This window comes from Acidisoma sp. (assembly GCF_965199065.1).
GTDB lineage: Bacteria > Pseudomonadota > Alphaproteobacteria > Acetobacterales > Acetobacteraceae > Acidisoma.
This window is the reverse complement of record NZ_CBDAQN010000003.1, coordinates 1,195,949-1,217,500: the sequence shown is the minus strand read 5'-3', so window position 1 is coordinate 1,217,500 and position 21,552 is coordinate 1,195,949. Positions and strand designations below refer to the sequence as shown.

At 67.3% G+C, this 21,552-nt stretch carries 21 protein-coding genes; 6 read left to right on the top strand and 15 right to left on the bottom strand.

What is annotated here, in order from left to right; all coding sequences use genetic code 11:
• Window positions 1-11: 11 nt before the first annotated feature.
• The 9 genes from ACOEQ1_RS13785 to mutL form a co-directional block, all read right to left on the bottom strand.
• The gene (locus ACOEQ1_RS13785; RefSeq protein ID WP_419759814.1) at window positions 12-578 is read right to left on the bottom strand and encodes a nucleoside 2-deoxyribosyltransferase; all 567 of its coding nucleotides are present in this window, start codon (window positions 576-578) and stop codon (window positions 12-14) included.
• A gap of 35 nt (window positions 579-613) precedes the next feature.
• Window positions 614-2,551 (bottom strand): acetate--CoA ligase, encoded by a 1,938-nt coding sequence (gene acs, locus ACOEQ1_RS13780; RefSeq protein WP_419759813.1) that lies wholly within the window; start codon window positions 2,549-2,551, stop codon window positions 614-616.
• A gap of 238 nt (window positions 2,552-2,789) precedes the next feature.
• The gene (locus ACOEQ1_RS13775) at window positions 2,790-3,731 is read right to left on the bottom strand and encodes an alpha/beta hydrolase (protein WP_419759812.1); all 942 of its coding nucleotides are present in this window, start codon (window positions 3,729-3,731) and stop codon (window positions 2,790-2,792) included.
• A 43-nt stretch (window positions 3,732-3,774) separates the two neighbouring features.
• On the bottom strand, window positions 3,775-4,041 hold the full coding sequence (locus ACOEQ1_RS13770; protein ID WP_419759811.1) for a hypothetical protein: 267 nt from the start codon (window positions 4,039-4,041) through the stop codon (window positions 3,775-3,777).
• Complete coding sequence (locus tag ACOEQ1_RS13765) at window positions 4,038-4,265, bottom strand: hypothetical protein (RefSeq protein WP_419759810.1); 228 nt, start codon at window positions 4,263-4,265, stop codon at window positions 4,038-4,040. Before ACOEQ1_RS13765 ends, ACOEQ1_RS13770 begins: the two co-directional genes overlap by 4 nt.
• 71 nt (window positions 4,266-4,336) lie before the next feature.
• The gene (locus ACOEQ1_RS13760; protein WP_419759809.1) at window positions 4,337-4,789 is read right to left on the bottom strand and encodes a SufE family protein; all 453 of its coding nucleotides are present in this window, start codon (window positions 4,787-4,789) and stop codon (window positions 4,337-4,339) included.
• A gap of 13 nt (window positions 4,790-4,802) precedes the next feature.
• Entirely contained in the window at window positions 4,803-6,110 is a 1,308-nt protein-coding gene (gene hslU, locus ACOEQ1_RS13755) for an ATP-dependent protease ATPase subunit HslU (protein ID WP_419759808.1), read from the bottom strand.
• 98 nt (window positions 6,111-6,208) lie between these two features.
• Window positions 6,209-6,772 carry an ATP-dependent protease subunit HslV gene (hslV, locus tag ACOEQ1_RS13750; RefSeq protein ID WP_419760696.1) on the bottom strand — a complete coding sequence of 188 codons (564 nt, stop codon included), beginning with the start codon at window positions 6,770-6,772 and terminating at the stop codon, window positions 6,209-6,211.
• Between the two features lie 89 nt (window positions 6,773-6,861).
• A complete protein-coding gene (mutL, locus tag ACOEQ1_RS13745) occupies window positions 6,862-8,730 on the bottom strand; it encodes a DNA mismatch repair endonuclease MutL (protein WP_419760695.1) in 1,869 nt (622 codons plus the stop codon).
• 342 nt (window positions 8,731-9,072) lie between these two features.
• Between mutL and ACOEQ1_RS13740 the strand changes: the two genes are divergently transcribed.
• Window positions 9,073-10,302 carry an EAL and HDOD domain-containing protein gene (locus ACOEQ1_RS13740; RefSeq protein WP_419759807.1) on the top strand — a complete coding sequence of 410 codons (1,230 nt, stop codon included), beginning with the start codon at window positions 9,073-9,075 and terminating at the stop codon, window positions 10,300-10,302.
• Between the two features lie 53 nt (window positions 10,303-10,355).
• On the opposite strand, the gene ACOEQ1_RS13735 is transcribed toward ACOEQ1_RS13740, so the two are convergent.
• The 5 genes from ACOEQ1_RS13735 to ACOEQ1_RS13715 all read right to left on the bottom strand — a co-directional run bounded on the left by ACOEQ1_RS13735 (window position 10,356) and on the right by ACOEQ1_RS13715 (window position 14,775).
• On the bottom strand, window positions 10,356-11,006 hold the full coding sequence (locus ACOEQ1_RS13735) for an NAD(P)-dependent oxidoreductase (protein ID WP_419759806.1): 651 nt from the start codon (window positions 11,004-11,006) through the stop codon (window positions 10,356-10,358).
• Between the two features lie 62 nt (window positions 11,007-11,068).
• The gene (gene pgi / locus ACOEQ1_RS13730) at window positions 11,069-12,748 is read right to left on the bottom strand and encodes a glucose-6-phosphate isomerase (protein ID WP_419759805.1); all 1,680 of its coding nucleotides are present in this window, start codon (window positions 12,746-12,748) and stop codon (window positions 11,069-11,071) included.
• Between the two features lie 20 nt (window positions 12,749-12,768).
• Window positions 12,769-13,710, bottom strand: a complete 942-nt coding sequence (locus ACOEQ1_RS13725; protein WP_419759804.1) for a histone deacetylase family protein — start codon at window positions 13,708-13,710, stop codon at window positions 12,769-12,771.
• Window positions 13,711-13,713: 3 nt separating this feature from the next.
• A complete protein-coding gene (locus ACOEQ1_RS13720) occupies window positions 13,714-14,505 on the bottom strand; it encodes an SDR family NAD(P)-dependent oxidoreductase (protein WP_419759803.1) in 792 nt (263 codons plus the stop codon).
• Between the two features lie 36 nt (window positions 14,506-14,541).
• On the bottom strand, window positions 14,542-14,775 hold the full coding sequence (locus ACOEQ1_RS13715; RefSeq protein WP_419759802.1) for a sulfurtransferase TusA family protein: 234 nt from the start codon (window positions 14,773-14,775) through the stop codon (window positions 14,542-14,544).
• A 137-nt stretch (window positions 14,776-14,912) separates the two neighbouring features.
• Between ACOEQ1_RS13715 and ACOEQ1_RS13710 the strand changes: the two genes are divergently transcribed.
• Window positions 14,913-15,173, top strand: a complete 261-nt coding sequence (locus tag ACOEQ1_RS13710; RefSeq protein WP_419759801.1) for a DUF3126 family protein — start codon at window positions 14,913-14,915, stop codon at window positions 15,171-15,173.
• Window positions 15,174-15,194: 21 nt separating this feature from the next.
• On the opposite strand, the gene cax is transcribed toward ACOEQ1_RS13710, so the two are convergent.
• Window positions 15,195-16,259 (bottom strand): calcium/proton exchanger, encoded by a 1,065-nt coding sequence (cax, locus tag ACOEQ1_RS13705; RefSeq protein ID WP_419759800.1) that lies wholly within the window; start codon window positions 16,257-16,259, stop codon window positions 15,195-15,197.
• Between the two features lie 186 nt (window positions 16,260-16,445).
• On the opposite strand from cax, the gene ACOEQ1_RS13700 reads away from it, so the two are divergent.
• From ACOEQ1_RS13700 to ACOEQ1_RS13685, 4 genes are all read left to right on the top strand, one after another.
• Window positions 16,446-17,765 (top strand): DUF2254 domain-containing protein, encoded by a 1,320-nt coding sequence (locus ACOEQ1_RS13700; RefSeq protein WP_419759799.1) that lies wholly within the window; start codon window positions 16,446-16,448, stop codon window positions 17,763-17,765.
• An 84-nt stretch (window positions 17,766-17,849) separates the two neighbouring features.
• The gene (locus ACOEQ1_RS13695; protein ID WP_419759798.1) at window positions 17,850-18,791 is read left to right on the top strand and encodes a hypothetical protein; all 942 of its coding nucleotides are present in this window, start codon (window positions 17,850-17,852) and stop codon (window positions 18,789-18,791) included.
• Window positions 18,792-18,818: 27 nt separating this feature from the next.
• Complete coding sequence (locus tag ACOEQ1_RS13690; protein WP_419759797.1) at window positions 18,819-20,834, top strand: phospholipase C; 2,016 nt, start codon at window positions 18,819-18,821, stop codon at window positions 20,832-20,834.
• A gap of 1 nt (window position 20,835) precedes the next feature.
• The gene (locus ACOEQ1_RS13685; protein ID WP_419759796.1) at window positions 20,836-21,501 is read left to right on the top strand and encodes a chloramphenicol acetyltransferase; all 666 of its coding nucleotides are present in this window, start codon (window positions 20,836-20,838) and stop codon (window positions 21,499-21,501) included.
• Window positions 21,502-21,552 lie beyond the last annotated feature (51 nt).

Below are 21,552 nucleotides of genomic sequence, written 5' to 3'. Positions count from 1 at the left end.
GGTCTCTTCCCCTAGTCGGGTTCGGGCAGACCCATGCGGCGCGCCGCGACTGCCACACAGCGCTCGAAGATTTCGAGTGAATTGAAGGGACGGTCGATGCCGTCCTCGGGCAGCACCATCGGGTGGCCGCCGCCCGCGAGCACAGCCCCCGGGATCATCAGATTATCGGGCAGCCCGAAATGCTCGACCGTAAGGTCCGGCAGCGGATCGGGAATGGCAGCGACATGCGCCTGGCTGCGCTCCCGAAACGGCGTGGCGCTATTGGAGTAGCCGAAGATCGGGCGGCCCCGGCCGAGGAACCAGCCGAGTTCCACCAGCGTCCCAGAATCCGCCGAAGCGCTGCGGAACGGCGTGAGGTTGGCGATGATGATGTCCGCCGCCTCCATCATCGCCACGTCCTTCTGGAAGATGGCGAGGCCGGCTTCGCTCTCGTGCATCTGGGCGAGGGCCGCGATGTCCTCGTTGAGCGGCGGCTGTCCGGTCAGGCCATAGCGGGCGCAGATCGCCACCTTGCGGCGTGCGTGTTCCCGCGCATCGGGGAGGAAGACATCGGGGCCGGCGAGATAGACTGTGACCATGCCCCGACGATGCCCTTACAGTCCCTGGCGGGCAATCAGCCCTTCCGGTTGGCGACGAGGTCTTCCACCACCGCAGGGTCGGCGAGCGTCGAGGTATCGCCCAGGCTGTCGATCTCGTTCGCGGCGATCTTCCGCAGAATCCGCCGCATGATCTTGCCGCTGCGCGTCTTCGGCAACCCCGGCGCCCACTGGATCACGTCCGGCACCGCGATCGGCCCGATATCCTTACGCACCCACGCCGACAGCTCCTTGAGAAGCGCGTCGCTCGGCTCGATGCCGCGCTTGAGCGTCACGTAGGCGTAGATGCCCTGGCCCTTCACGTCGTGCGGGAAGCCGACCACCGCGGATTCCGCGACATGTTGGTGCCCGTCCAGCGCGCTCTCGACCTCGGCGGTGCCCATGCGATGGCCGGAGACGTTGATCACGTCGTCGACGCGCCCGGTGATCCAGTAGTAGCCGTCGGCATCGCGGCGGGCTCCGTCGCCGGTGAAATAGAGGCCTGGATAGGTGCTGAAATAGGTCTTGATGAAACGATCGTGGTCGCCGAACACGGTCCGCATCTGCCCCGGCCAGCTGTCGGCGATGCAGAGGTAGCCATCCGCCGCACCCTCCAGCGGCGCACCCTGGGCGTCCACCAGCAGCGGCTTCACCCCAGGCATCGGCAGCGTGGCCGATCCCGGCTTCAGCGGGCTCATGCCCGGCACCGGGCTGATCAGGATGCCGCCGGTCTCGGTCTGCCACCAGCTGTCGACGATCGGGCAGCGGCTGTCGCCGACGACGGCATGGTACCAGTGCCACGCCTCGGGGTTGATCGGCTCGCCGACGCTGCCGAGCACCCGCAGGCTCGTGCGCGCGCTCCGCCTCACCGGCTCGTCGCCGTCCCGCATGAGGGCGCGAATGGCGGTCGGCGCCGTGTAGAAGATTTCGACCTTGTGCTTGTCCACGACCTCCCAGAGCCGTCCGCTGTCCGGGTAGGTCGGCACGCCCTCGAACATCACCGTCGTCGCGCCGTTCGCGAGCGGGCCATAGACGATGTAGGTGTGCCCGGTGACCCAGCCGACATCGGCGGTGCACCAGAAGATTTCGCCCGGCCGGTAGTCGAAGACCAGCTCGTGGGTCAGGCTCGCCCAGACCATGTAGCCGCCGGTCGTGTGCAGCACGCCCTTGGGGCTGCCCGTGCTGCCGGAGGTGTAAAGGATGAACAGCGGGTCCTCGGCGCCCATCTCCTCGGGCGGGCAGTCCTCGGAGGCCGCCGCCATCAGCGCGGCATAGTCATGGTCTCGGCCCTCAACCATCGGCACTTTGGCGCCCGTCACCGGCACCACCACGACCGACTTCACGTCCGGGCACTTGGTCAGCGCCTCATCCGTGTTCGCCTTCAGCGGCACGCGCCGGCCACCACGGCGGCCCTCGTCCGCAGTGATGACGACGCTCGACTTGCAGTCGATGATGCGGCCGGACAGGCTCTGCGGCGAGAAGCCGCCGAACACCACCGAGTGGATCGCGCCGATGCGGGCGCAGGCCAGCATGGCGACCGCCGCCTCGATCACCATCGGCAGGTAGATCGTGACCCGGTCGCCCTTCTTGACCCCGAGGCCCTTCAGCACGTTGGCGAGGCGGCAGACCCGGGCGTGCAGGGCGCGGTATGTGATGGATTCCGAGGTATCGGGCTCGTCGCCCTCCCAGATGATGGCGACCTGGTCGGGGCGCGTGGCGAGGTGGCGGTCCAGACAGGAGACGCTGGCGTTCAGCGTGCCGTCCTCGAACCACTTGATCGAGACATCGCCCTCGAAGCTGGTGTTCTTGATCTTGGTGGGCTCGCGGACCCAGGCGACCCGCGCCAGCGCCTGGTCTTTCCAGAACCCGTCCGGATCGGTCGCCGCGGCCTCGCGCATCAGGGCGATGCGTTCGGCGCTCTCGGCCAGACGGGGCGAGGAGGGATGAGCGGAAAAGCCAGCATGATCGTCGGGCATCGGGGTTTCCTCCGTCATTCAGGGGCGTCTGCCGCGCCCGTGGGTGTCCGGTTTCTGGCGGCCGGTTGGACAGGAAAATCCGAGGCTCCAGCCCGCCTGTCAAATCCTTTTCCGGACCCCGCTGCCCCGCCTAAGTCGCAAACGCCAATTGATCGAAACGATTGACAGCAGCCAAAATCGCGAGGCGCTGTGCGACCTCCCGAGGTTCGCAACAAAAAGGTCTGAGCAGCCCGGCTGCTTAGATGTGCCCGCTATGGGCGAAGCCGCGCACGGCCGAGACAAGCGCCGAAAAGGCTTCCGCGATCCGCTCGCTCGTCGCTCGGCCGCGCAGATAGCCGTGAACGAGGCCGTGGCCGGGGTGGAGGATGACAGCGACGCCCGAAGCCTCCAGCGCCGCCGCATAGTCATGGGCATCCTGTGCGAGAGGGTCGATGTCGGCGGCGAACACCGCCGCTGGCGGCAGGCCCGTGAAATCATCGAGGGCGAGCGGCGCCAGCTCGGGGTCCGTCGTCGGTTCCGGCTCATCTCCGGTGTAGGCTCGCCAATAGCCGGCGAGGCTCGCCGCCGGCAGGAGCGGGGCATCGGCTTTCGGACCGCCGACGGCGCGTTCCACATCCGGATGCAGCATCGGATAGATCAGCACCTGCGCCCACGGCATCGGCTTGCCGAGCCGCCGGAGACGCAGACAGAGAGCGACCGCCAGCGTCGCTCCCGCGCTGTCGCCAGCGAGGATCACCGCCTGATGGCTGTCCAGCAGGTCGTCGTAGGCGGCCTCGGCATCGTCGAGCGCGTCCGGGTAGCGATGCTCGGGCGAGAGGCGATAGTCGAGCGCGACGACCGCGACCTCGGCGCCTGCCGCGAGATCGGCGCAGATGCTGTCATGGCTATCGAGCCCGCCGACGATGAAGCCGCCGCCGTGGAAATAGAGCACGACGCGGCCCGGGATCGCGTCGGGCGTCGCGAAGCTGCGGACGCGGAGCGTGCGCTCGGGGTTCCGGGCATGCAGCACGCCGTCCCGCGCGCGAAGGCCCGGCGGGTGCGCCAGTGCGAAGCCCGCGCACATGCGGTCGTAGGCCGCGCGCACCTCCGGCAGTGGTGCGTCCGGCCCCAGCCCCTCGTTGAAGTTTTCGGTCCGGCGAACAAAGTCGCGGACCTGGCTGTCGAGATCGAACCCGCTCATCGCTTCATCCTTGTCGATCTGGGTCGATCTGGGTCGATCTGGGTCAGTCCGGGGTCGCGCCGCTCCCGGTCTGGATCTTGTAGGCCATTCCGGCTTCGACCTCGTCGATCGCCTGCTGCGTGTATTTCAGAGCGGCGGCGATATGGCCCGACTTGTCCGGTGTCGCCTGCCCAAGGTCCGAAGCGGCGATGTTCAGCGAGGCGAGGGCAGAGTTCATGTGCCCCTGGTGATGCAGCGCGCAGCCCGCCAGCGCACCACCGCCGAGGAAGGCGGCGATCACCGCCGCACGCTTGCGGTTCAGCAGGCTCATGGCGCGACTGCCCGGATCTCGGCTTCCGCCTGAGCGATCAGCGCCATCGCCTTCTGCGGATGGCCGCCCTTGTTGCCGGTGGTCTGAGAGAGGTAGCCATTGGCATCGCTCAGCGCCGCGAGCGCCCCGGCGAGATGCGGTTCTTCGGCGACCGCCGTCATGGCAAGGCCGCCGGCCGCGAATGCGACCACCATCGTCAACCCAAACCGCCTGATGCCGGCCATCGTCCACCCCGCTTGAAATCGCCCGGCGAGGATAGCCGCAACACGGCCCGATGTCATAGCAAACCAATAGGTTAGGCGAGCGCCCGTGCTGCCGTCGCACGCTCCCGGATGGCGCGCGCCATCGACGCGATCCCGTTGCCGCGATTGGTCGACAACGCTTCGATCAGCCCGAGGTCTTTCAGAAAAACCGGATCGGTCGCGAGGATTTCCTCTGCCGTGCGGCCCGAGTAGACGCGGAGAAGCAGGGCCACGAGGCCCGAGACGATCGCCGCATCCGAGGCGCCCGCGAAGAACAGGGCGCCGTCGCGCGGCTCGGCTTCCATCCAGACCCGGCTCTGGCAGCCCGGAATGCGATGCGCGTCGTTGGCCCAGCCGTCGGGGAAGGGCGGCAGCTTCCGGCCCAGCTCGATGATGTAGCCATAGCGATCCATCCAGTCGTCGAACACGGCCAGCTCGTCCGCGATGGCGGCGACGGCTTCGGCAGCCGTCGCCTCCTCGGGTGTCACGAACGGCGAACCGGCCATTACAACACCGCCTTCACAAGATGAACCGGCTGAGGTCGCCCTTGGCAGCCAGCGGGGCGACCCGCTCGCGCACATCCGAAGCGTCGACGGTCACCGTCTCGCCCGGGCGGTCGGAGGCCGAGAAGCTGATATCCTCCAGCAGCTTCTCCAGCACGGTCGCCAGGCGGCGGGCGCCGATATTCTCCACCCGCTCGTTGATGTCGGCGGCCAGCTGCGCCACCGCGTCGATCGCCGCCTCGGTGAACTCGAGCGACAGCTTCTCGGTGTCCATCAGCGCCACATACTGCTTGAGCAGGCTGTGCTCGGGCTCGGTGAGGATGCGGCGCAGATCGTCGCGCGACAGCGGCGCGAGTTCCACCCGGATCGGCAGGCGGCCCTGCAGCTCCGGCAACAGGTCCGAGGGCTTCGAGACATGGAAGGCGCCGGAGGCGATGAACAGGATGTGGTCGGTCTTCACCGAGCCGTGCTTGGTCGTGACCGTCGTGCCTTCGATGAGCGGCAGCAGGTCGCGCTGCACGCCTTCGCGGCTGACATCGGCGCCGCGGAAACCGCCCTCCGACCGCGCGCAAATCTTGTCGATCTCGTCGAGGAAGACGATGCCGTTGTTCTCGGCGTGACGCACCGCGTCCTTGGTGAGTTGGTCGCTGTCGAGCAGCTTGTCGGCCTCCTCGCGCTCGAGGGCGCGGCGGGCGACGGCGACCGTCATCTTCTTCGCCTGCGCCTGGCGGCCGAACATGCCCTTCATCATGTCGCCGAGGTTGATCGCCTGGCCCGGCTGGATGTCCATCTGCCCGATCGCCTGCGCCGGCGCCTCGGAAATGGCAAGCTCGACCTCCTTCTCCTCGAACTCGCCGTTCCGCAACATGCGGCGGAACTTCGAGCGGGTGTCGGCGGCCGCGCCTTCACCGACGAGCGCGGTGATGATCCGCTCCTCGGCGTTGAGTTCGGCCTTCGCCTGCACATCCTTGCGGCTGGTCTCGCGCAGCATGGTGATGCTGACCTCGACGAGGTCGCGCACGATGCTCTCCACGTCGCGGCCGACATAGCCGACCTCGGTGAACTTCGTCGCCTCGACCTTGAGAAAAGGCGCCTGGGCGAGACGGGCGAGGCGGCGTGCGATCTCGGTCTTGCCGCAGCCGGTCGGTCCGATCATGAGGATGTTCTTCGGCACCACCTCCTCGCGCATGCCTTCCGGCACCTGCTGGCGCCGCCAGCGGTTGCGCATCGCGATGGCGACGGCGCGCTTCGCATCGGCCTGTCCGACGATGAAGCGATCGAGTTCGGAGACGATCTCCCGGGGGGAGTAGGTAGGGGCTTCCATTGCAGTGTTCCTAGCGCCGAGACCGGCCCCGCTGGGCAGCGACCGGTGGCGGCCTGATAAAGAGGTGTCAGTCCTGTGACGCCCTTAAAAGATAGGGGTCAGATGACCTCGACCACAAGGCTGTGGTTCGTATAGACGCATATGTCGCCGGCGATCTTCATCGAGCGGCGGGCGATCTCCTCGGCGGAGAGGTCGGGCACGCTCATCAGGGCGCGCGCGGCCGCCAGAGCGTAGTTGCCGCCGGAGCCGATGGCGATGATGCCGTCCTCGGGCTCCAGCACGTCGCCGTTGCCGGTGAGGGTGAAGGAGTGGTCGCGGTCGGCGACCGTCATCATGGCTTCGAGGCGGCGGAGGTAGCGGTCGGTGCGCCAGTCCTTCGCCAATTCGACGCAGGCGCGTTCGAGCTGGTTCGGGAAGCGTTCGAGCTTGGCCTCGAGCCGTTCGAGCAACGTGAACGCGTCGGCCGTGGCGCCGGCAAAGCCCGCGATGACCTCGCCGTTGCCGATGCGGCGGACCTTCCGCGCATTGCCCTTGATGACGGTCTGGCCAAGCGTGACCTGACCGTCGCCGGCCATGGCGACGTGTTCGCCGCGCCGGACGCAGAGAATGGTTGTGCCGTGCCAACCGATGGGATCGTGCGGCGATGGGGATGTGTTGAACATGCCCCCGGAGATGGTCGCCCACACGTTTTCGTGCAAGACGGAGATGAAGAACCCGCCATGCCCGCGGTGCATGAGCGTGGTCGCCCGGGTTAACTCCGCCGCCCGAACAGGGTTTCGATTTCGGCGCGGCTGAGCTTGAGGAAGGTCGGCCGCCCGTGGCTGCAGGTCGCCGCGCGCGGCACCTGCTCCATCTGGCGCAACAGCGCGTTCATCTCTGCCGGGTTCAGCCGCCGCCCGGCGCGGATGCTGCCGTGACAGGCCATGCGCGCGATCACGGCGTCGAGCCGCACGGCCAGGGCCGTGGTCTCTTCGGTATCGGCAAGTTCATCGGCGATGTCCGCCAGCAGCGGGCGCGGATCGGCCGCTCCGAGCACCGCCGGCAGAGCGCGGACCATGATCGCGCCCGATCCGAACGGCTCGATCTCCAGCCCCATCCGCGCCAGGGAGGGTGCGGCATCCGCCAGCCGGGCGGCGTCGGCCGGCGCCAGATCGACCACCACCGGCAGCAGCAGGGGTTGCGTCGCCGTGCCGGTGGCGCCGAGAAGCTGTGCGCGGAGCGCCTCGTGCGTCAGCCGCTCATGCGCCGCATGCTGATCGACCAGGATGAGCGTGCCGTCGCCCGCGACCGCGATGATGTAGGTGTCGAGCACCTGCGCCACCGCCGCCCCCAACGGGTGACCCGCTGCCGCCGGCTCGGCGTTCGCCGCCGGGGACCGCGCCAGGGGTGCAGCGGCCAGCGCCAGCTGCCCCTCGGCGAGCAGGCTCGGCAGTGCGCCAGCACCATATGGCGGTTCGGCCGGCAACTGCCCATCATACGCCGGAGCCTGGTGGGCAGGACCATGATAGGCGGGAGCGGGCGGCCCGTCGGTTCGCGCATAGGCGCTGGGGACGCCTGCCCGGCCACGCAGGGCGGCGCGCGGCTGAAACTGAAGCACCGCCGGCCGCGCCAGCGCATGTCGCAGTGCCGATATCATCAGTCCGCGGATGCGCTCGGGGTCGCGGAAGCGCAGCTCGGTCTTGGCCGGGTGCACGTTCACATCCACCGCCCGGTGCGGCAGGTCGAGCCAGAGCCCGGCGACCGGAAAGCGCCCGCGCGGAATGACCTCCTGGTAGGCGACGCGCAGCGCCGTCCTCAGCAGCGGGTCTGTCACCGGGCGGCCGTTCACCACCAGGAACTGCGCCGCCCCGGTCGCCCGATGGGTCGCCGCGGCTCCGGCGAAACCCGAAAGCCTGACCTCCTCCCGCTCGGCCGCAACCTCGACCAGGGCGGACGCGTCCTCAGCGCCGAGGAGGGCCGCCAGCCGGCCGCGCGGGTCGGTAGCGGGAAGGTCGAGGATCAGCTTCTCCTCATGCTCCAGCCGGAACGCCACCTCGGGCGCCGCGAGCGCCAGCCGGCGGATGACCGCCTCGGCGTGATCGGCCTCCACCCGCGGGCTGCGCAGGAAGGCCCGGCGCGCGGGCGTGGCGAAGAACAGGTCCGTCACCACGACGCGGGTGCCGGGCATGCCGGCCGCCGGCGTCACCTCCGCCACGACGCCACCCTCGACGCGGATGGTGAACGCAGTGTCCGCGCCGGCGGGCCGGCTCGTGACGGCAAGGCGGGCAGCGGCGCCGATCGAGGGCAGCGCCTCGCCCCGGAAGCCCAGCGTGGTGATGTGGACGAGATCGCCGGCCTCGGTGAGCTTGCTCGTCGCGTGGCGCTGGATGGCGAGCGGCAGCGCGTCAGGGGCCATGCCGCAGCCGTCGTCCGAAACCTCGATCCGGCGGATGCCGCCCTCCAGGAGCGAGACGGCGATGCGGCGCGCGCCCGCGTCCAGAGCGTTTTCCACCAGCTCCTTCACGGCCGCGGCTGGCCGCTCCACCACCTCGCCTGCGGCGATGCGGTCCACGACATGACCCGGGAGGAGGCGAATCGTCGGCATCTCGCCAAGGTGGCACAGGCGCACGGCGGACTCCATGAGCGTTGCCCGGATGCTGCACGCGCGGAGCGGCGGCGCGCTCATCAAGCGCCCGCTTCCTCAAGCGCCCGCTTCCTCAAGCGCCCGCTTCCTCAACCATCGGTGACCGGGACGGCGGGATCGGGTCTCTGTCCTCCCCGCGCAGGTGACGGGCCTTGCCCCTTAAGCTCCGCGCTGCCGTTCCGGTCATCTCGCTTTAACTTTTTGGTGCCAAATTGCGGCCATGCCTCTTGCGGACGTCTTCACTGCAACCGGTCATGACAGGCAGGGGCGCCCAGGTGTGTCGATAACGCAACCATTTCGGCGGGATGACCATCGCAATGCGAGAAGCGTGACGCCTGCGTGACGGGCGGCACCCAAAACGAGTTCTTCCTTGGGCAGCAGCCGATTGTTGGTCGCAAGCGCGAGCTTGTGGCTTACGAACTCCTGTTCCGTTCAAGCCGCGTCGACCGGACTTTGGTCATCGACGATGTCTACGCGACCGCCAGCGTGATCAAGAACGCCTTCAGCGGCCTCGGCATCGACACGGCGCTCGGCAAACGAATGGGCTTCATCAACTTCGACGAACGCCTGCTGATGAGCGACGTGATCGAGGCGATGCCGAAGAACCGCGTCGTGCTGGAGATTCTCGAGCACGTGCCGATGACGCCGCGGGTTGTCGACCGGTGCCAGCTGCTGCGGACAGCCGGCTATACCCTCGCTCTCGACGACGTCGTGCGGCTCACCGACGGGCTGAAGGCCGTGATGCCTTACATCAGCTTCGTCAAGGTGGACGTTTCGGTTCTGAAGGAGCCGCAGATCACCAGCCTCGTGCACGAACTAAAAGGCTACGGCGTCAAATTGCTGGCCGAGAAGGTCGAGACGGCCGAGCAGTTCGAGTTTTGCCACGCAATGGCGTTCGATCTTTTCCAGGGGTATTTCCTGGCGCGGCCGACGATCATCACCGGTAAGTCGGTGCAGCCGTCCACGCTGCAACTGCTCAAGATTTTCCGGCTCATCGACACGAATGCCGAAACGGGCGAGTTGGAGAAGGCTCTACGACAAGCCCCCGACCTCACGGTCCGGCTCCTCAGGGTCGCCAATTCCGTCGCGATGCAGCGACCCCACAAGATCTACAGCCTCCAGAACGCGATCCTTGTTCTCGGGCAGAAACAGATCGCGCGGATTGTGCAGATCATGCTGTTCGCGCAGCAGTGGGACGCCGATCTCAACACGGATCCCCTGGTGCAGACTGCCGCCGTTCGGGGACGGCTCATGGAAGAGATTGCGGATTCGCTGGGCCTGTCGAAGGTGCGGGATCGCGCTTTCCTGGTGGGTGTTCTCAGCCTCGCAGACTCCCTCTTCGGGCAGTCGCTGTTCGATATTCTGGATATCCTCAATCTGGACACTGCGCTGCATGAAGCGCTGCTGCATCGTCGCGGGCATCTGGGCGCGCTGCTCAACTTGGTCGAGGCGAGCGAGAACGCCGACAGCCGCACTTTCATCTCGGTCGCCAGGGAGCTTGGCCTCAGCGACATGGACGACTTCAACCGGTGGCAGGTGGACGCGTTGCGCTGGGCGGGCAGCCTTTAGGGCCTGTTTAATAATGCTACTGCTCTGGCTATCCAACGCGAACTCAGTGTTTGCTAGCCCCGTGCGTAGTGGCTTAGGTCAGCGGTATGCACGGCTAATGCGTCCCTGATCATTCGATGATTGTAGTTCGAACAATCTAGATGCGTCGCGATGCTGAATTTGGTTGGCGATCGTTGCAGCACACCTTTGGATGGCCCGTCGGAACCGATGCCTGCACGGTGAACGATCCACTCGATATCGTTCGCCTCGTTCGCAAGATAGTCCATCACAGCCTCATTGTCCTGATGCTGACCATTGAAGCCGCGCGCGAGGGTGTTCCGGATGACCCAGAAGAAGGGCGAAAGCCGCCCGCCGTATGGACGGCTCAACCCTCCGGCCTGATAGAGAAAACGCGTCACGCCTTGCCTTCGCATCGACGGTACGAGCCGCTTCACGAAGGCCGTGTTGATCTTCGAGTCTTTCTGGAGGCTCTTGTCTCCAAGCATCGAAACGACGAAATCCACGCCCGCCACCAGTTCATCGGTGTCGATCATGTCCGTGATCGAGCCTTGCCTTACGTCGAGGTTTTCGGTTCCGGGCGGCAGCCTCCCCGGCGATCGAACCAGCGCTCTCACCCTATGTCCGTCTGCAAGGGCTTGAGCAACGAAATGCTTGCCCGTTCCCCCCGTCGCGCCGAGCACAAGGAACGTCGATCGCCGAGCCATCCTGATAACCCTTAACCGCCGAGACGGCGGGCTCCAGGTGGCTCCCAGGCCCGCCGCGCGTTTCAGCCCTCGCCGCGCAGCATCTTGAACCGCGCCATCAGCTGCGTGGTCGAGACGTCATGCTGACCTGCGGGCGCGCCCGGCTCCAGCGACGGGATGATCGCCTGCGCCAGCTTCTTGCCGAGCTCGACGCCCCACTGGTCGAAGCTGTTGATGCCCCAGATCGCGCCCTGCACGGCCACCTTGTGCTCATACAGAACGATCAGCCGGCCCAGCCCGTAGGCATCCAGCTTCTTGCAGAGGATGGTCGTGCTCGGCCGCTGCCCGGTGAAGACCCGGTGCGGGCCGACGCGCGCGATCGTCTCGGCATCCGCGCCCGCCTTCTGCATCTCCTCCGTCACCTCTTCGAGGCTCTTGCCGGCCAGCAGGGCCTCCGCCTGGGCGAAGACGTTGGCGGCGAGAATGCGATGCGCCTCCGGCCGGTCATGATCCGGCTCGGCGGGGAGGATGAAATCGACCGGCACCAAAGCCGGCCCCTGATGCACCAGCTGCATGAAGCTGTGCTGCGCATCCGTGCCGGGTTCGCCGAACACCACCGGACAGGTCTGATGCGTCACCCGGTCCCCGGCGAGCCGGGTCGACTTGCCGTTGCTCTCCATCTCGAGCTGCTGGAGATAGGCCGGGAAGCGCGCCAGCCGCGCGTCGTAGGCCAGGATGCAGAGCGTCGCCGCGCCCAGAATGTCGATGTTCCAGATGCCCGTCAGCGCCAGCAGAGCCGGCAGGTTGCGCTCGAGCGGCGTGTGGCGGAAATGATCGTCCATAGCCCGGCCGCCGGCGAGAAACTGCTCGAACTGCTCCCAGCCGGCAGCGAGTGCCACCGACAGTCCGATCGAAGACCACACCGAGTAGCGGCCGCCAACCCAGTCTCTGAAGCCGAAAACGCGATCCTCGCGGATGCCGAACTTCGCTGTCTCCTTGAGGTTGGTGGAGAGGGCGGCGAAATGGTGATGCACCGCATCCTCGCCCAACGCCGCCGAGAGCCAGTCGCGGGCCGCGTGGCCGTTGGTCATGGTCTCCAGCGTTGTGAAGGTCTTGCTGGCGACCAGCACCAGGGTCCGTGCCGGGTCCAGCTCGCGCGCGAACTGCGCGAAGGCGTGGCCGTCCACATTCGAGAGGAAATGCGGCTCGATCTTCGCGCCATGGACCCAGGTCAGCGCCATCGAGACCATGCGGGGACCGAGATCGGAGCCGCCGATGCCGATGTTGAGCACGTCGGTGAAGGGCTTGCCGTCGGCGGCCACGATCGAGCCGTCATGCACACCGCGGACGAAAGCCTCCATCCGCTGCCGCTCATGCGCGGCGACCTTAGAGGCGTCCTCGAACCCGCCCTCGGGCAGCACGGCGCGGTAGCCGGCATCGGGCAGGCTCCGCAGCGCCATGTGCATGGCCGACCGGTGCTCGGTCATGTTCACCGGCTCGCCGGCGAACAGCCGTTCGATGAAGTCCTCGACCTTCGCGGCACGGGCGAGTTCAAACAGCCCCTCCAGCGCGGCCGGGCTGATCGAGGTCTTGGAGAAGTCCAGGAACAGATCGTCGAAGCTCGCGGAGAACTTCTCCGCCCGCTGCGGGTCGGCCTCGAACAGCGGGGTGATCAGCCGGCCTTCGGGGGCGGCGGCGAGGGCCGCGAGCTTGTCCCAGGCCGGCTGGGTGGCGGAGGCGGGAAGCGGTGCGGCGTCGGGCATGGCGGTCTCTCCTTCGGGCTTTACGATCTCGATGGGGCGAGCAGCGTGCGGACATGGGCCGCGGCGGAGGCCGCGAGCGCGTCGAGATCATACCCGCCTTCGAGCAGGGAGACGATTCTGCCCTGCGTGTGCCGGTCGGCGGCGTCCATGATCGCGCCGGTGATCCAGGCGAAATCGGCGGCATTCAGCTCCAGCTGGGCGAGGGGGTCGTCGCGATGGGCGTCGAAGCCGGCGGAGACGATGATGCAGTCGGGGTCGAAGGCATCGAGCGCGGGCAGGATGCGGCCCGTCCAGGCGGCTTCGAACGCGGCCCGCCCGCTATAGGCGGCCAGCGGCGCGTTGACGATCTGCCCGGCGACGCCGGTTTCGCTCAAGCCGCCGGTGCCCGGGTAGAAGGGGTATTGGTGGCTGGAGCCGAAGAAGAAGTCGGCATCGTCCCAGGCGACCGCCTGCGTGCCGTTGCCGTGGTGGACATCGAAGTCCAGCACGGCCACGCGCTGCCGTCCCCAGGCGGCCCGCGCATGATGCGCGGCGATCGCCGCATTGGAGAAGAGGCAGAAGCCCATCGACCGGTCGGGCTCGGCGTGGTGCCCGGGCGGACGGGTGGCGACGAAGGCCGCCCGCACCCGGCCCGACTGCACCGCATCAACGCCCGCGATGGCGCCGCCCGCGCCGCGCAACGCGGCCTCGGCACTGCCGGTGCTCATCACCGTATCGGGGTCGAGCCGCACGAGCTGTCCCGGCGCCGGGCGCGTGTTCAGCACGCTGTCGATATAGCGCTTTGGATGCACCCGCCCGAGCTGCTCCCGCGTCGCGACTGGGGCCTCCTCGCGGATGAGGCCGTCGAACTCCGCGGCGGCCAGCGCCGCCGTCACGGCGCGGAGACGGCCGATGCGCTCGGGGTGGCCAGGGCCGGTCTCATGCTCAAGGCCAGCCGGATGGGTGAGGAGAAGAACCGACATACCCTAGATCGTCTTCAGCATGCCGCCATCGGCGAAGAAGGCGGAGCCGACGCAATAGCTCGCCCGGTCCGAGCATAGGAACACGAAGAGGTTGGCGATTTCGGCCGCCGAGGCGAAGCGGCGGATCGGCGCGAGTTCGTCGGCCACGGATTGCAGATGCGCCTCCCAATCGCCGCCGGTATCGGCGGTCAGTTCCTTCGCGGTCTTCACCCAGTCCGGCGTGAGCACCAGCCCGGGGTTGACCGTGTTGACGCGGATATTGTCGCGCACGACCTCATTGGCGAGATTTTTCGAGAACATGACCAGGGCCGCTTTGGTGACATTGTATATCGGTTCGTAGCCGAGCGGCTGGCTGGCGCAGATGGACGCGTTGTGGAGGATGACGCCGCCACCCCGGCGCTTCATGCCCGGCACCAGCCCGCGCGCGAGCCGCACCGCCGCCATAACGTGCAGCTCCCAGTAGAAGTCCCACTTGCTGTCGGGCGCTTCCATGATGGTCTCGTTGCTGCCGGTGCCGGCGTTGTTGATCAGGATATCGGCGCCGCCGAACTTGGCCTCCGCCGCGTCGATGATGGCCTGGGCCGCCTCGGGCGTCGCGACATCGCCCGCCACCGTCTCCACACGCACGCCGAAGGCTGAGGCGACGCGCGCCGCCTCGCGGGTGAGGCGCGCGCCATCCCGGGCGGACAGCAGCAGGTCGACGCCCTCGGCCGCGAGCCCTTCGGCGATGGCGAGTCCAATGCCGACACTGCCGCCGGTGATGACGGCGACCTTGCCCTTCAACCCGAGTTCCATCTTGTCCCGTTTCCTTATTCTGATTGGACGGAGGGTTCAGTCCCCTGGGCGGCGCCGGATCGTAAAGCTGTAGACGCCGGCCTCCTCGCTCCAGGAGACGAGGACGTGTCCGGTCTCCCGGCAATAGATTTTGAAATCCCCGACCGATGCCGCGTCCGTCGCCAGCACGCGCAGCCGCTCGCCCGCTTCCATGCCGCGCAGGGCCCTGTTGGCGCGGAGCACGGGCAGGGGGCAGGCCAGATGCTTGAGGTCGAGCACGGTTTCGCTCATCGGCTCATCCTGGCCCCGGCCTCCATCAGGATCAAGCCACCCGTTCCGGAAGACTGCGGTGCTGCGTAGACGGTGTGGCATTGGGCTTCGCGATCCGGTATCTGGCCCGTCCAAGACATTCAGGAGAGGACCCGGACATGACCGGAGCCGAGATCGAGCGCGTACAGACCTACCTTCGCCGCCTCCTGGGCAATGACCGGCTCACGGTCGTGCCCCCGGTGAAGCCGGGCTTCCCGATCGAGGTCGCGGTGGGCGAGGAAACCATCGGCACCTTGGACAAGGACACCGACGAGGGCGAGATTTCCTACGCGGTGACGCTCACAATTCTGGACGAGGATCTGCCGCCTCTGCCCAAGGCAGCGGCCAAGCCTGCCAAGGCCGCCACTCGCCGCGCTTGAGGCACGGGATCGACCGGGGCATCAGGCAAAGAAGAACGCGGTGCCCAGCAGGCAATAGACCCCCACCAGAAGCACACCCTCGAACCACGTCGTCTCGCCATCTCCGGTGATGGCGTTGACGATGAAGGCGGTTCCGGCGATCGCAAAGAGGTCGAGCGGATTTTTGAAGACGAGCGTCATGGGCGCGCCGATCAGCCATGAGATGATCACGAGCAGAGGCGCGACCACCAGGGCGACCTGGATGGCCGAGCCGATGCAGATGCTCATCACCAGCCCCAGCCGCCCCTGGCGGGCAAACCAGATGGCAGAGACGAGGTCGGCGACGTTGCCGACAAGCGCCAGCACGATCACGCCGAGGAAGGTCGCGGACAGGTGCAGCGTGCGGGCCGCGTCTGTGAGCGCGTCCGAGATCAGGTCGCTCTCCCAGGCGGCGACCGCCGTTGTGGCGGCCAGCACCGCCAGGCACCGCCACAGCGGCCAGGCCTGCGCCGTCTCCGCGCTCTCCGGCTCGCCGGCCGCGAAGACATCGCGGTGCGTGACCAGCGTGTAGACGAGGTTGCCGAGGTAGAGCAGCAGAAGCACGGCCGAGACGATGAGGCTGAGCGTCTCCTCGCTGGCGGCGACATGCCCGGCGCGGACCACCTGTCGTGCCGTGAGGTCGAACACGGCGGGCAGCAGCAGGGCGATGACCACCAGGATCAGCAGGCTGGAGAGCAGGCCGGCGCGTTCGCGCTTGAAGGTCTGGTGCTCGCGGCCGGCGCCGCCGGCGATGACGGCCAGCCCGAGGCCGAGCAGGCTGGTGCCGATGATCGATCCGGTGATCTGCGCATGCACCACGTCCACCGCGCCACGCGCCAGAACGAAAAGCGCGAGCAGCAACTCGGCGAGGCTGCCGAGGCTCACCGAGAGGAGCCCGCCGAGTGCCGCGCCGGTGTGGCGGGCGAGTTGCTCGGTGGCGCGCCTGATCCAGTCCGCCAGAACGCCGACGCCGAGAATGCCGGTCAGGAAGACCCAGATGGGCGGCAGGCCGAGCGCGTGCAGGATGGGCCCCACGGGGATGATCGCCAGCAGGGACCAGCGAAGCATGGGCGAAATAACTCCTCGGTGTTTGAAAGACGGCCACGGCGCAACCCGGCCGTTCCGAGATGAGCTTGCCCTCCAAGAGGGCAAGATCACGCTGTCGCTCGCTCCGCGCACGCCAATGGCACTGGCCGCACGGGCTCAAATTGCCTAACACCCGAGATTCACAGCGGATACCGGATCGGATCGGCCTTGAACGCCCGCCTCAAAAAACTTCTGGCCGCCTTCAGCGACACCTTCTGGGTCGTTCCGGGTCTGTTGGTTCTCGGCGGCATCGCCTTGGCCCTGATCCTGGTTCAGCTCGACCGCAGCGGCGTCATCTCGAAGGCGATGATCCAAAGCGCGTGGCTCTACAGCGGCGGGGCGACCGGCGCCCGCACCCTTCTGGGCTCGGTCGCCTCCTCCACCATCAGCACCGCCGGCACGATCTTCTCCATCACCATCGCCGCACTCTCTCTGGCGGCGGGGCAGATGGGGCCGCGCCTGCTGCGGAACTTCACCCGGGACCGCGGCAACCAGGTCACGCTCGGCATCTTCCTCGGCACCTTCACCTATACCCTGATGGTGCTGCGCACGGTGCGGACCCGCAGCGAGGGGGAGTTCGTCCCGCACCTCTCCCTCACCGTCGACATCGTGCTGGCCTTCTGTTGCGTCGCCACCCTGGTCTACTTCGTCGGCCACATGGCCGGCCGCATCAATGTCGATACGGTCGTCGACCTGGTGAGTGACGATGTGCGCCGCGCCATTGCGAGGCTGACCTTCGATGAGCCGCAGCCCGAGCCGCCGCCGCTCCAGGTTTGGCGCGACGGCATCACCGTCACCGATCCCCGGCGAGGCTACCTCCAGCAGCTTGATACCGCGGGGCTCGCCGACTGGGCGGCGGAGCAGAACACGCGGCTGCGGCTTCTGGTGCGTCCGGGCGATTACGTTTTTCCGGGCGCGCCCATCGCCGTGATGCTGTCGGAGGTGGAGGGCGCGGCGGCAGCCATCAGCAAGGCAACCGCGGTCAGCGAACACCGCGCAAGCTCAGCCGATCTCGAATTCTCGGTGCGTCAGCTCGTCGAGGTCGCGGTCCGGGCCCTGTCGCCCGGCATCAACGATCCGCACACCGCCATGAGCGTGCTCGACCGTCTCGGTGCCGCGCTCTGCGATCTTGCCGCGCGTCACCTGTCGCTGGGGGTCACGCTGAGCGGCGGTCAGCCGGCTCTGGTGGTGCCGGCCATCGACTACGGCGGCCTCACGGACGCCATGTTCCACATGATCCGGCAGAATGCGGCGGGCTCGGCCGCGGTTCTGATCCGCCAGATCGAGGTGCTGACTGCCGCCGTCGCCTGCGAACGCACACCCGCCCGGCAGGCTGAACTGCAGCGCCATGCGGACCTCGTGCTGGGCGACGCCGAGCGGGATGTCTCGACCCCCGACGATCTCGAGGATATCCGCAAGCGTCACGCGCGCTTCGATACCGTTCGCCTGCATGGTCCGGTCGTGGGGCTTTGCGACATTGACGGATGACCCGGCGCAGGCCGTCATCAGACCGTCATTGGTGCCGACGGACAGCGCCCGGTAACGCTCTAGCGGTTGCGCCTGGAGAATTCGATGCGGTTTTGGCTGGCCTTGACGGCGCTGCTGCTCCTGAGCGTCCAGGCTGTCCCGGCATCGGCCGGCGTGCTGGACCGCATCCGGGCCGAGGGCGTCCTGCATTGCGGCGGCACGGTCCGTCCCGGCCTCGCCTTTCCGGGTCCGGATGGCAGGCTCGCAGGGCTCGAGGTCGATCTCTGCCGGGCGGTTGCGACCGCCGTGCTCGGCCCGTCGGCCCGCGTCGACTTCCACGCCTATCTTCTGCCCGCAAGCTACGCCCCCCTGCGCCAGGGCCGGGACGAGCTGTCCTTCCTCACGCAGTCCGAGATCGTCGACGCTGACCTCATAGGGGCCGTGCTGCCGGGGCCGCCCGTCTTCTTCGAATCTGACGCTGTCCTGGTGCCGGCGGCCTCGCCAGCCCAGCGCGTCGCCGACCTCGCGGGCCAGAACGTTTGCGCGGAGCCCGGAACCGGCGCCGAGCGCAGCATCGCTCCCTGGTTCGCCGCGCGGCATCTGGCGCTGCGCTATTTCCCGTTCCAGGAGTCGGACGAGGAACTCGACGCCTATTACGCCGGGCATTGCAGCGCGATGGTGAACGAGATCACCAGCGTCGCGGCCATCCGGGTCGAAGCGGCAGACGATGGCCATCCGAGCCGCCTGCTGCCCGACCCGCTCGCGGCCTACCCCATCGTGGCGGTCACGGGCCTCGGGGACCCGCGCTGGTCGGCGCTCGTTGGCTGGATCGTGCCGGCGGTGATGCGCCCGCAACCGGCCGCGGATTCGGTCGCGACCACCTTCGGGCTCGCGCCCGATTGGCAGGCGGCCCTGAGCCACGGCGTGGGCGACTACGACGCGATCTTCCGCCGCAACCTCGGCAGCGACAGCAGGCTCGACCTGCCGCCGGGGCTCAATACACTCTGGAGCGAGGGCGGCTTGTTCTGCCCGCCGTATTCCGAGTGAATGCTGAACCGCACAGCGAGGACCACGATGAAAGCCATCCTGAGAACTTGCTCGGCCTTGCTTGCGGCAGCGGCGCTGCTGCAGCCTCCCGTCGCCTTCGCGCAGATGGCGTCCGGGCCCATTCTCAACCCGCAGCCCGACGCCGCCGGTGATGTGGCGAAGGTTTTCGTCGCACCCTCCGGCGACCCGGAACTGCCCGAGGCGCAGATGGTCCAGCTGCTGCGCGCCCATGTGAAATACGTCTTCGTGCTGTTCCAGGAGAACCGCTCGTTCGACAGCTACTTCGGCAGCTTCCGCGGCGCCAACGGGCTGTTCTCGGATGGCGCCAAGCCGCGCCCTCCCGCCGCCACGCTCGGCTTCAACCAGCCGATCCTCGACACCGACGGCACATCGAGTAGTGTCCAGCCGTTCCGCATCGGCCCCGATCAGCACGCCGCCGATACGGATGACGTGGATCACAGCCACGTCCGCATGGCCGCGAAAATGGATCTCGTCGGCCTCGACTCCAAGATGGACAGGTTCGCCCTCATCGAGGAGAAAAAATACACGCCCGCCGGCTCCAACCATCCACCACTCAAGGCCAGGCAGATGGGCGAGCTGACCATGGCCTACGAGGACTGCGACACCGTCCCCTTCCTCTGGGACTATGCCAACCGCTTCGTGCTGTTCGACAACATCTTCCAGACGACCATCGGGCCGTCGACGCCGAACGCCATCGCCATGATCTCGGGTCAGGTCGGTGAGACGCAATGGGTGAAGCATCCGGCGGCCTCGCAGGCCGGGCCGACCAAGGTGCCGCTGCTGACCGACAACATCGCCTTCTGGGGCTCCAAGCTCGACAAAACCACAGGCCCGCAGCGGCAGCCCGCCAACCTTGTCGGCGAGAAGTCCGGCAAGAACGGCAGCAACGTCGCCAAGAACCTCACCTTCGCGAGCCTGCCGCTGACGTTGGCGGGCCAATCCGTCAGCGATGTCACCGCAAAGGATCTCGCGGCCAAAACCGATCTTGCCGACGTGCAGAAGGACATTCCCTTCATCGCGCATGACGGGCAGGTGGCGATGAACTGGGGCTGGTATCAGGAAGGCTACGACCGCGAGCCGAACGAGCCCGCCACCGCGCCCGCTGACGGCTCGCATGACAGCTATATCGGCCACCACAACGGCCCGCAGTATTTCGGCTATATCAGCAACAATCCGCTGATGACCGATCATGAGCACGGGCTCGGCGATTTCTTTGCCGACATGGCCGCGCAACGCCTGCCATCGTCCGGCGTCTTCTACGTGCGCGGCGGGTATGATGCCATCAACGGCATGAAGCCCGCCTTCAACGACGGCACCCCCGACGCGAAGGCGGTGCAGGCGTTGTTCCAGGGCGACGACGACCACCCCGGCTACTCGGATGCCGGGATCAGCGAGGCGCTCGTCGCGCGTGAGGTCGACGCCATCGCGCGCAGCCCATACTGGAAGAATAGCGCCATCATCATCACCTATGACGAGTCCGAAGGCGATTACGATCATGTGCCGCCGCGCATTCTGTCCTTCGACCCGAACGGCCTGCCGCTCAGCCGCGGACCGCGCATTCCGCTGATCCTCATCTCGCCTTACGCGCGCGCCCATGTGGTTTCGCACGAGGAGGGCGACCACAACTCGGTCATCAAGCTCCTCGACGCGATCTACAACATTCCGCCGCTCGCCGATCTTCCGGACGAGTTGCAGGCGCGGCTGGATGGCGAGGACCCGAATTTCAACGGGCCGCAGGGCTTCAAGCAGACCAACCTCGGTCCACATGATGACCGCACAGCAGGGACGGGCAATTTATTCTCGGCGTTCGACCCGGAGCGGCTGGAAGGCAAGGCCGCTCCCTTGCCGGCGAGCTATGCCGAAATTCCCGATGCCGTGGTCAACGCTCTGCCGCCTTATGGGGGCCAGGGATGCCACGCCATCGGAGTGACCACGGAGGACCGCGTGCAGAACCTCGTCAACCACATCCCGGCGGACTTCAACCCGCGCCCGCTGAGCAACCCGAGCCCGGCGGAGCCGTAGGATGGTGCTGATCAACCAGGGCGAGTATCAGGACCCCTGGCGGGGCGATGGCGAGATGAGCGAGACGCCGTGGATTCACCCCGCGGCGATCCTGCGCAACACCGAGGTCGGCGCCTGGACGGCGATCGGCCCGCGGTGCGAAATCTTCGACAGTGTGATCGGCGACTGGACCTATCTTGTCAAAGACTCTCAGGTGTTCAACACGGAATTCGGGAAGTTCGGCAACGTCGCTTCCAATGTGCGGATCAACCCGACCAATCACCCGTTCTGGCGCGCGACGCTGCACCATTTCACCTATCGCAGCCGCTCGCACCGGATGGGCGTGGAGGATGACGCCGAGGTCTTCGAATGGCGCCGCCAGGCCCGGGTGAAGATCGGGCACGATGTCTGGATCGGCCATGGCGCGATCCTGCTGCCGGGTGTGTCCGTGGGGTTGGGTGGCGCAATTGGCGCGGGTGCCGTGGTGACGAAGGATGTCGCGCCTTATACGATTGTGGCAGGCAATCCGGCACGGCCCATCCGGCGGCGTGTGACGGAGGAGGTGGAGGCCGCAATGCGCCGCATCGCCTGGTGGGACTGGACGCATGAGCAGCTGACGGCGGCGCTGATGGATTTTCGCCATCTGGATGCGGCGGCCTTCGCGGCAAAGTACGATCCCGGAAGCTGATCGGGCCAAACCGCCGGAGGTCCTCGCAAAAGGCTGGGCTAAGGTCGGACG

Excerpts from the sequence above, each read along its gene's own strand:
- ACOEQ1_RS13785 (WP_419759814.1), bottom strand. The coding sequence starts at position 578 with ATGGTCACAGTCTATCTCGCCGGCCCCGATGTCTTCCTCCCCGATGCG.
- acs (WP_419759813.1), bottom strand. The coding sequence starts at position 2,551 with ATGCCCGACGATCATGCTGGCTTTTCCGCTCATCCCTCCTCGCCCCGT.
- ACOEQ1_RS13775 (WP_419759812.1), bottom strand. The coding sequence starts at position 3,731 with ATGAGCGGGTTCGATCTCGACAGCCAGGTCCGCGACTTTGTTCGCCGG.
- ACOEQ1_RS13770 (WP_419759811.1), bottom strand. The coding sequence starts at position 4,041 with ATGAGCCTGCTGAACCGCAAGCGTGCGGCGGTGATCGCCGCCTTCCTC.
- ACOEQ1_RS13765 (WP_419759810.1), bottom strand. The coding sequence starts at position 4,265 with ATGGCCGGCATCAGGCGGTTTGGGTTGACGATGGTGGTCGCATTCGCG.
- ACOEQ1_RS13760 (WP_419759809.1), bottom strand. The coding sequence starts at position 4,789 with ATGGCCGGTTCGCCGTTCGTGACACCCGAGGAGGCGACGGCTGCCGAA.
- hslU (WP_419759808.1), bottom strand. The coding sequence starts at position 6,110 with ATGGAAGCCCCTACCTACTCCCCCCGGGAGATCGTCTCCGAACTCGAT.
- hslV (WP_419760696.1), bottom strand. The coding sequence starts at position 6,772 with ATGTTCAACACATCCCCATCGCCGCACGATCCCATCGGTTGGCACGGC.
- mutL (WP_419760695.1), bottom strand. The coding sequence starts at position 8,730 with ATGGAGTCCGCCGTGCGCCTGTGCCACCTTGGCGAGATGCCGACGATT.
- ACOEQ1_RS13735 (WP_419759806.1), bottom strand. The coding sequence starts at position 11,006 with ATGGCTCGGCGATCGACGTTCCTTGTGCTCGGCGCGACGGGGGGAACG.
- pgi (WP_419759805.1), bottom strand. The coding sequence starts at position 12,748 with ATGCCCGACGCCGCACCGCTTCCCGCCTCCGCCACCCAGCCGGCCTGG.
- ACOEQ1_RS13725 (WP_419759804.1), bottom strand. The coding sequence starts at position 13,710 with ATGTCGGTTCTTCTCCTCACCCATCCGGCTGGCCTTGAGCATGAGACC.
- ACOEQ1_RS13720 (WP_419759803.1), bottom strand. The coding sequence starts at position 14,505 with ATGGAACTCGGGTTGAAGGGCAAGGTCGCCGTCATCACCGGCGGCAGT.
- ACOEQ1_RS13715 (WP_419759802.1), bottom strand. The coding sequence starts at position 14,775 with ATGAGCGAAACCGTGCTCGACCTCAAGCATCTGGCCTGCCCCCTGCCC.
- ACOEQ1_RS13710 (WP_419759801.1), top strand. The coding sequence starts at position 14,913 with ATGACCGGAGCCGAGATCGAGCGCGTACAGACCTACCTTCGCCGCCTC.
- cax (WP_419759800.1), bottom strand. The coding sequence starts at position 16,259 with ATGCTTCGCTGGTCCCTGCTGGCGATCATCCCCGTGGGGCCCATCCTG.
- ACOEQ1_RS13695 (WP_419759798.1), top strand. The coding sequence starts at position 17,850 with ATGCGGTTTTGGCTGGCCTTGACGGCGCTGCTGCTCCTGAGCGTCCAG.
- ACOEQ1_RS13690 (WP_419759797.1), top strand. The coding sequence starts at position 18,819 with ATGAAAGCCATCCTGAGAACTTGCTCGGCCTTGCTTGCGGCAGCGGCG.
- ACOEQ1_RS13685 (WP_419759796.1), top strand. The coding sequence starts at position 20,836 with ATGGTGCTGATCAACCAGGGCGAGTATCAGGACCCCTGGCGGGGCGAT.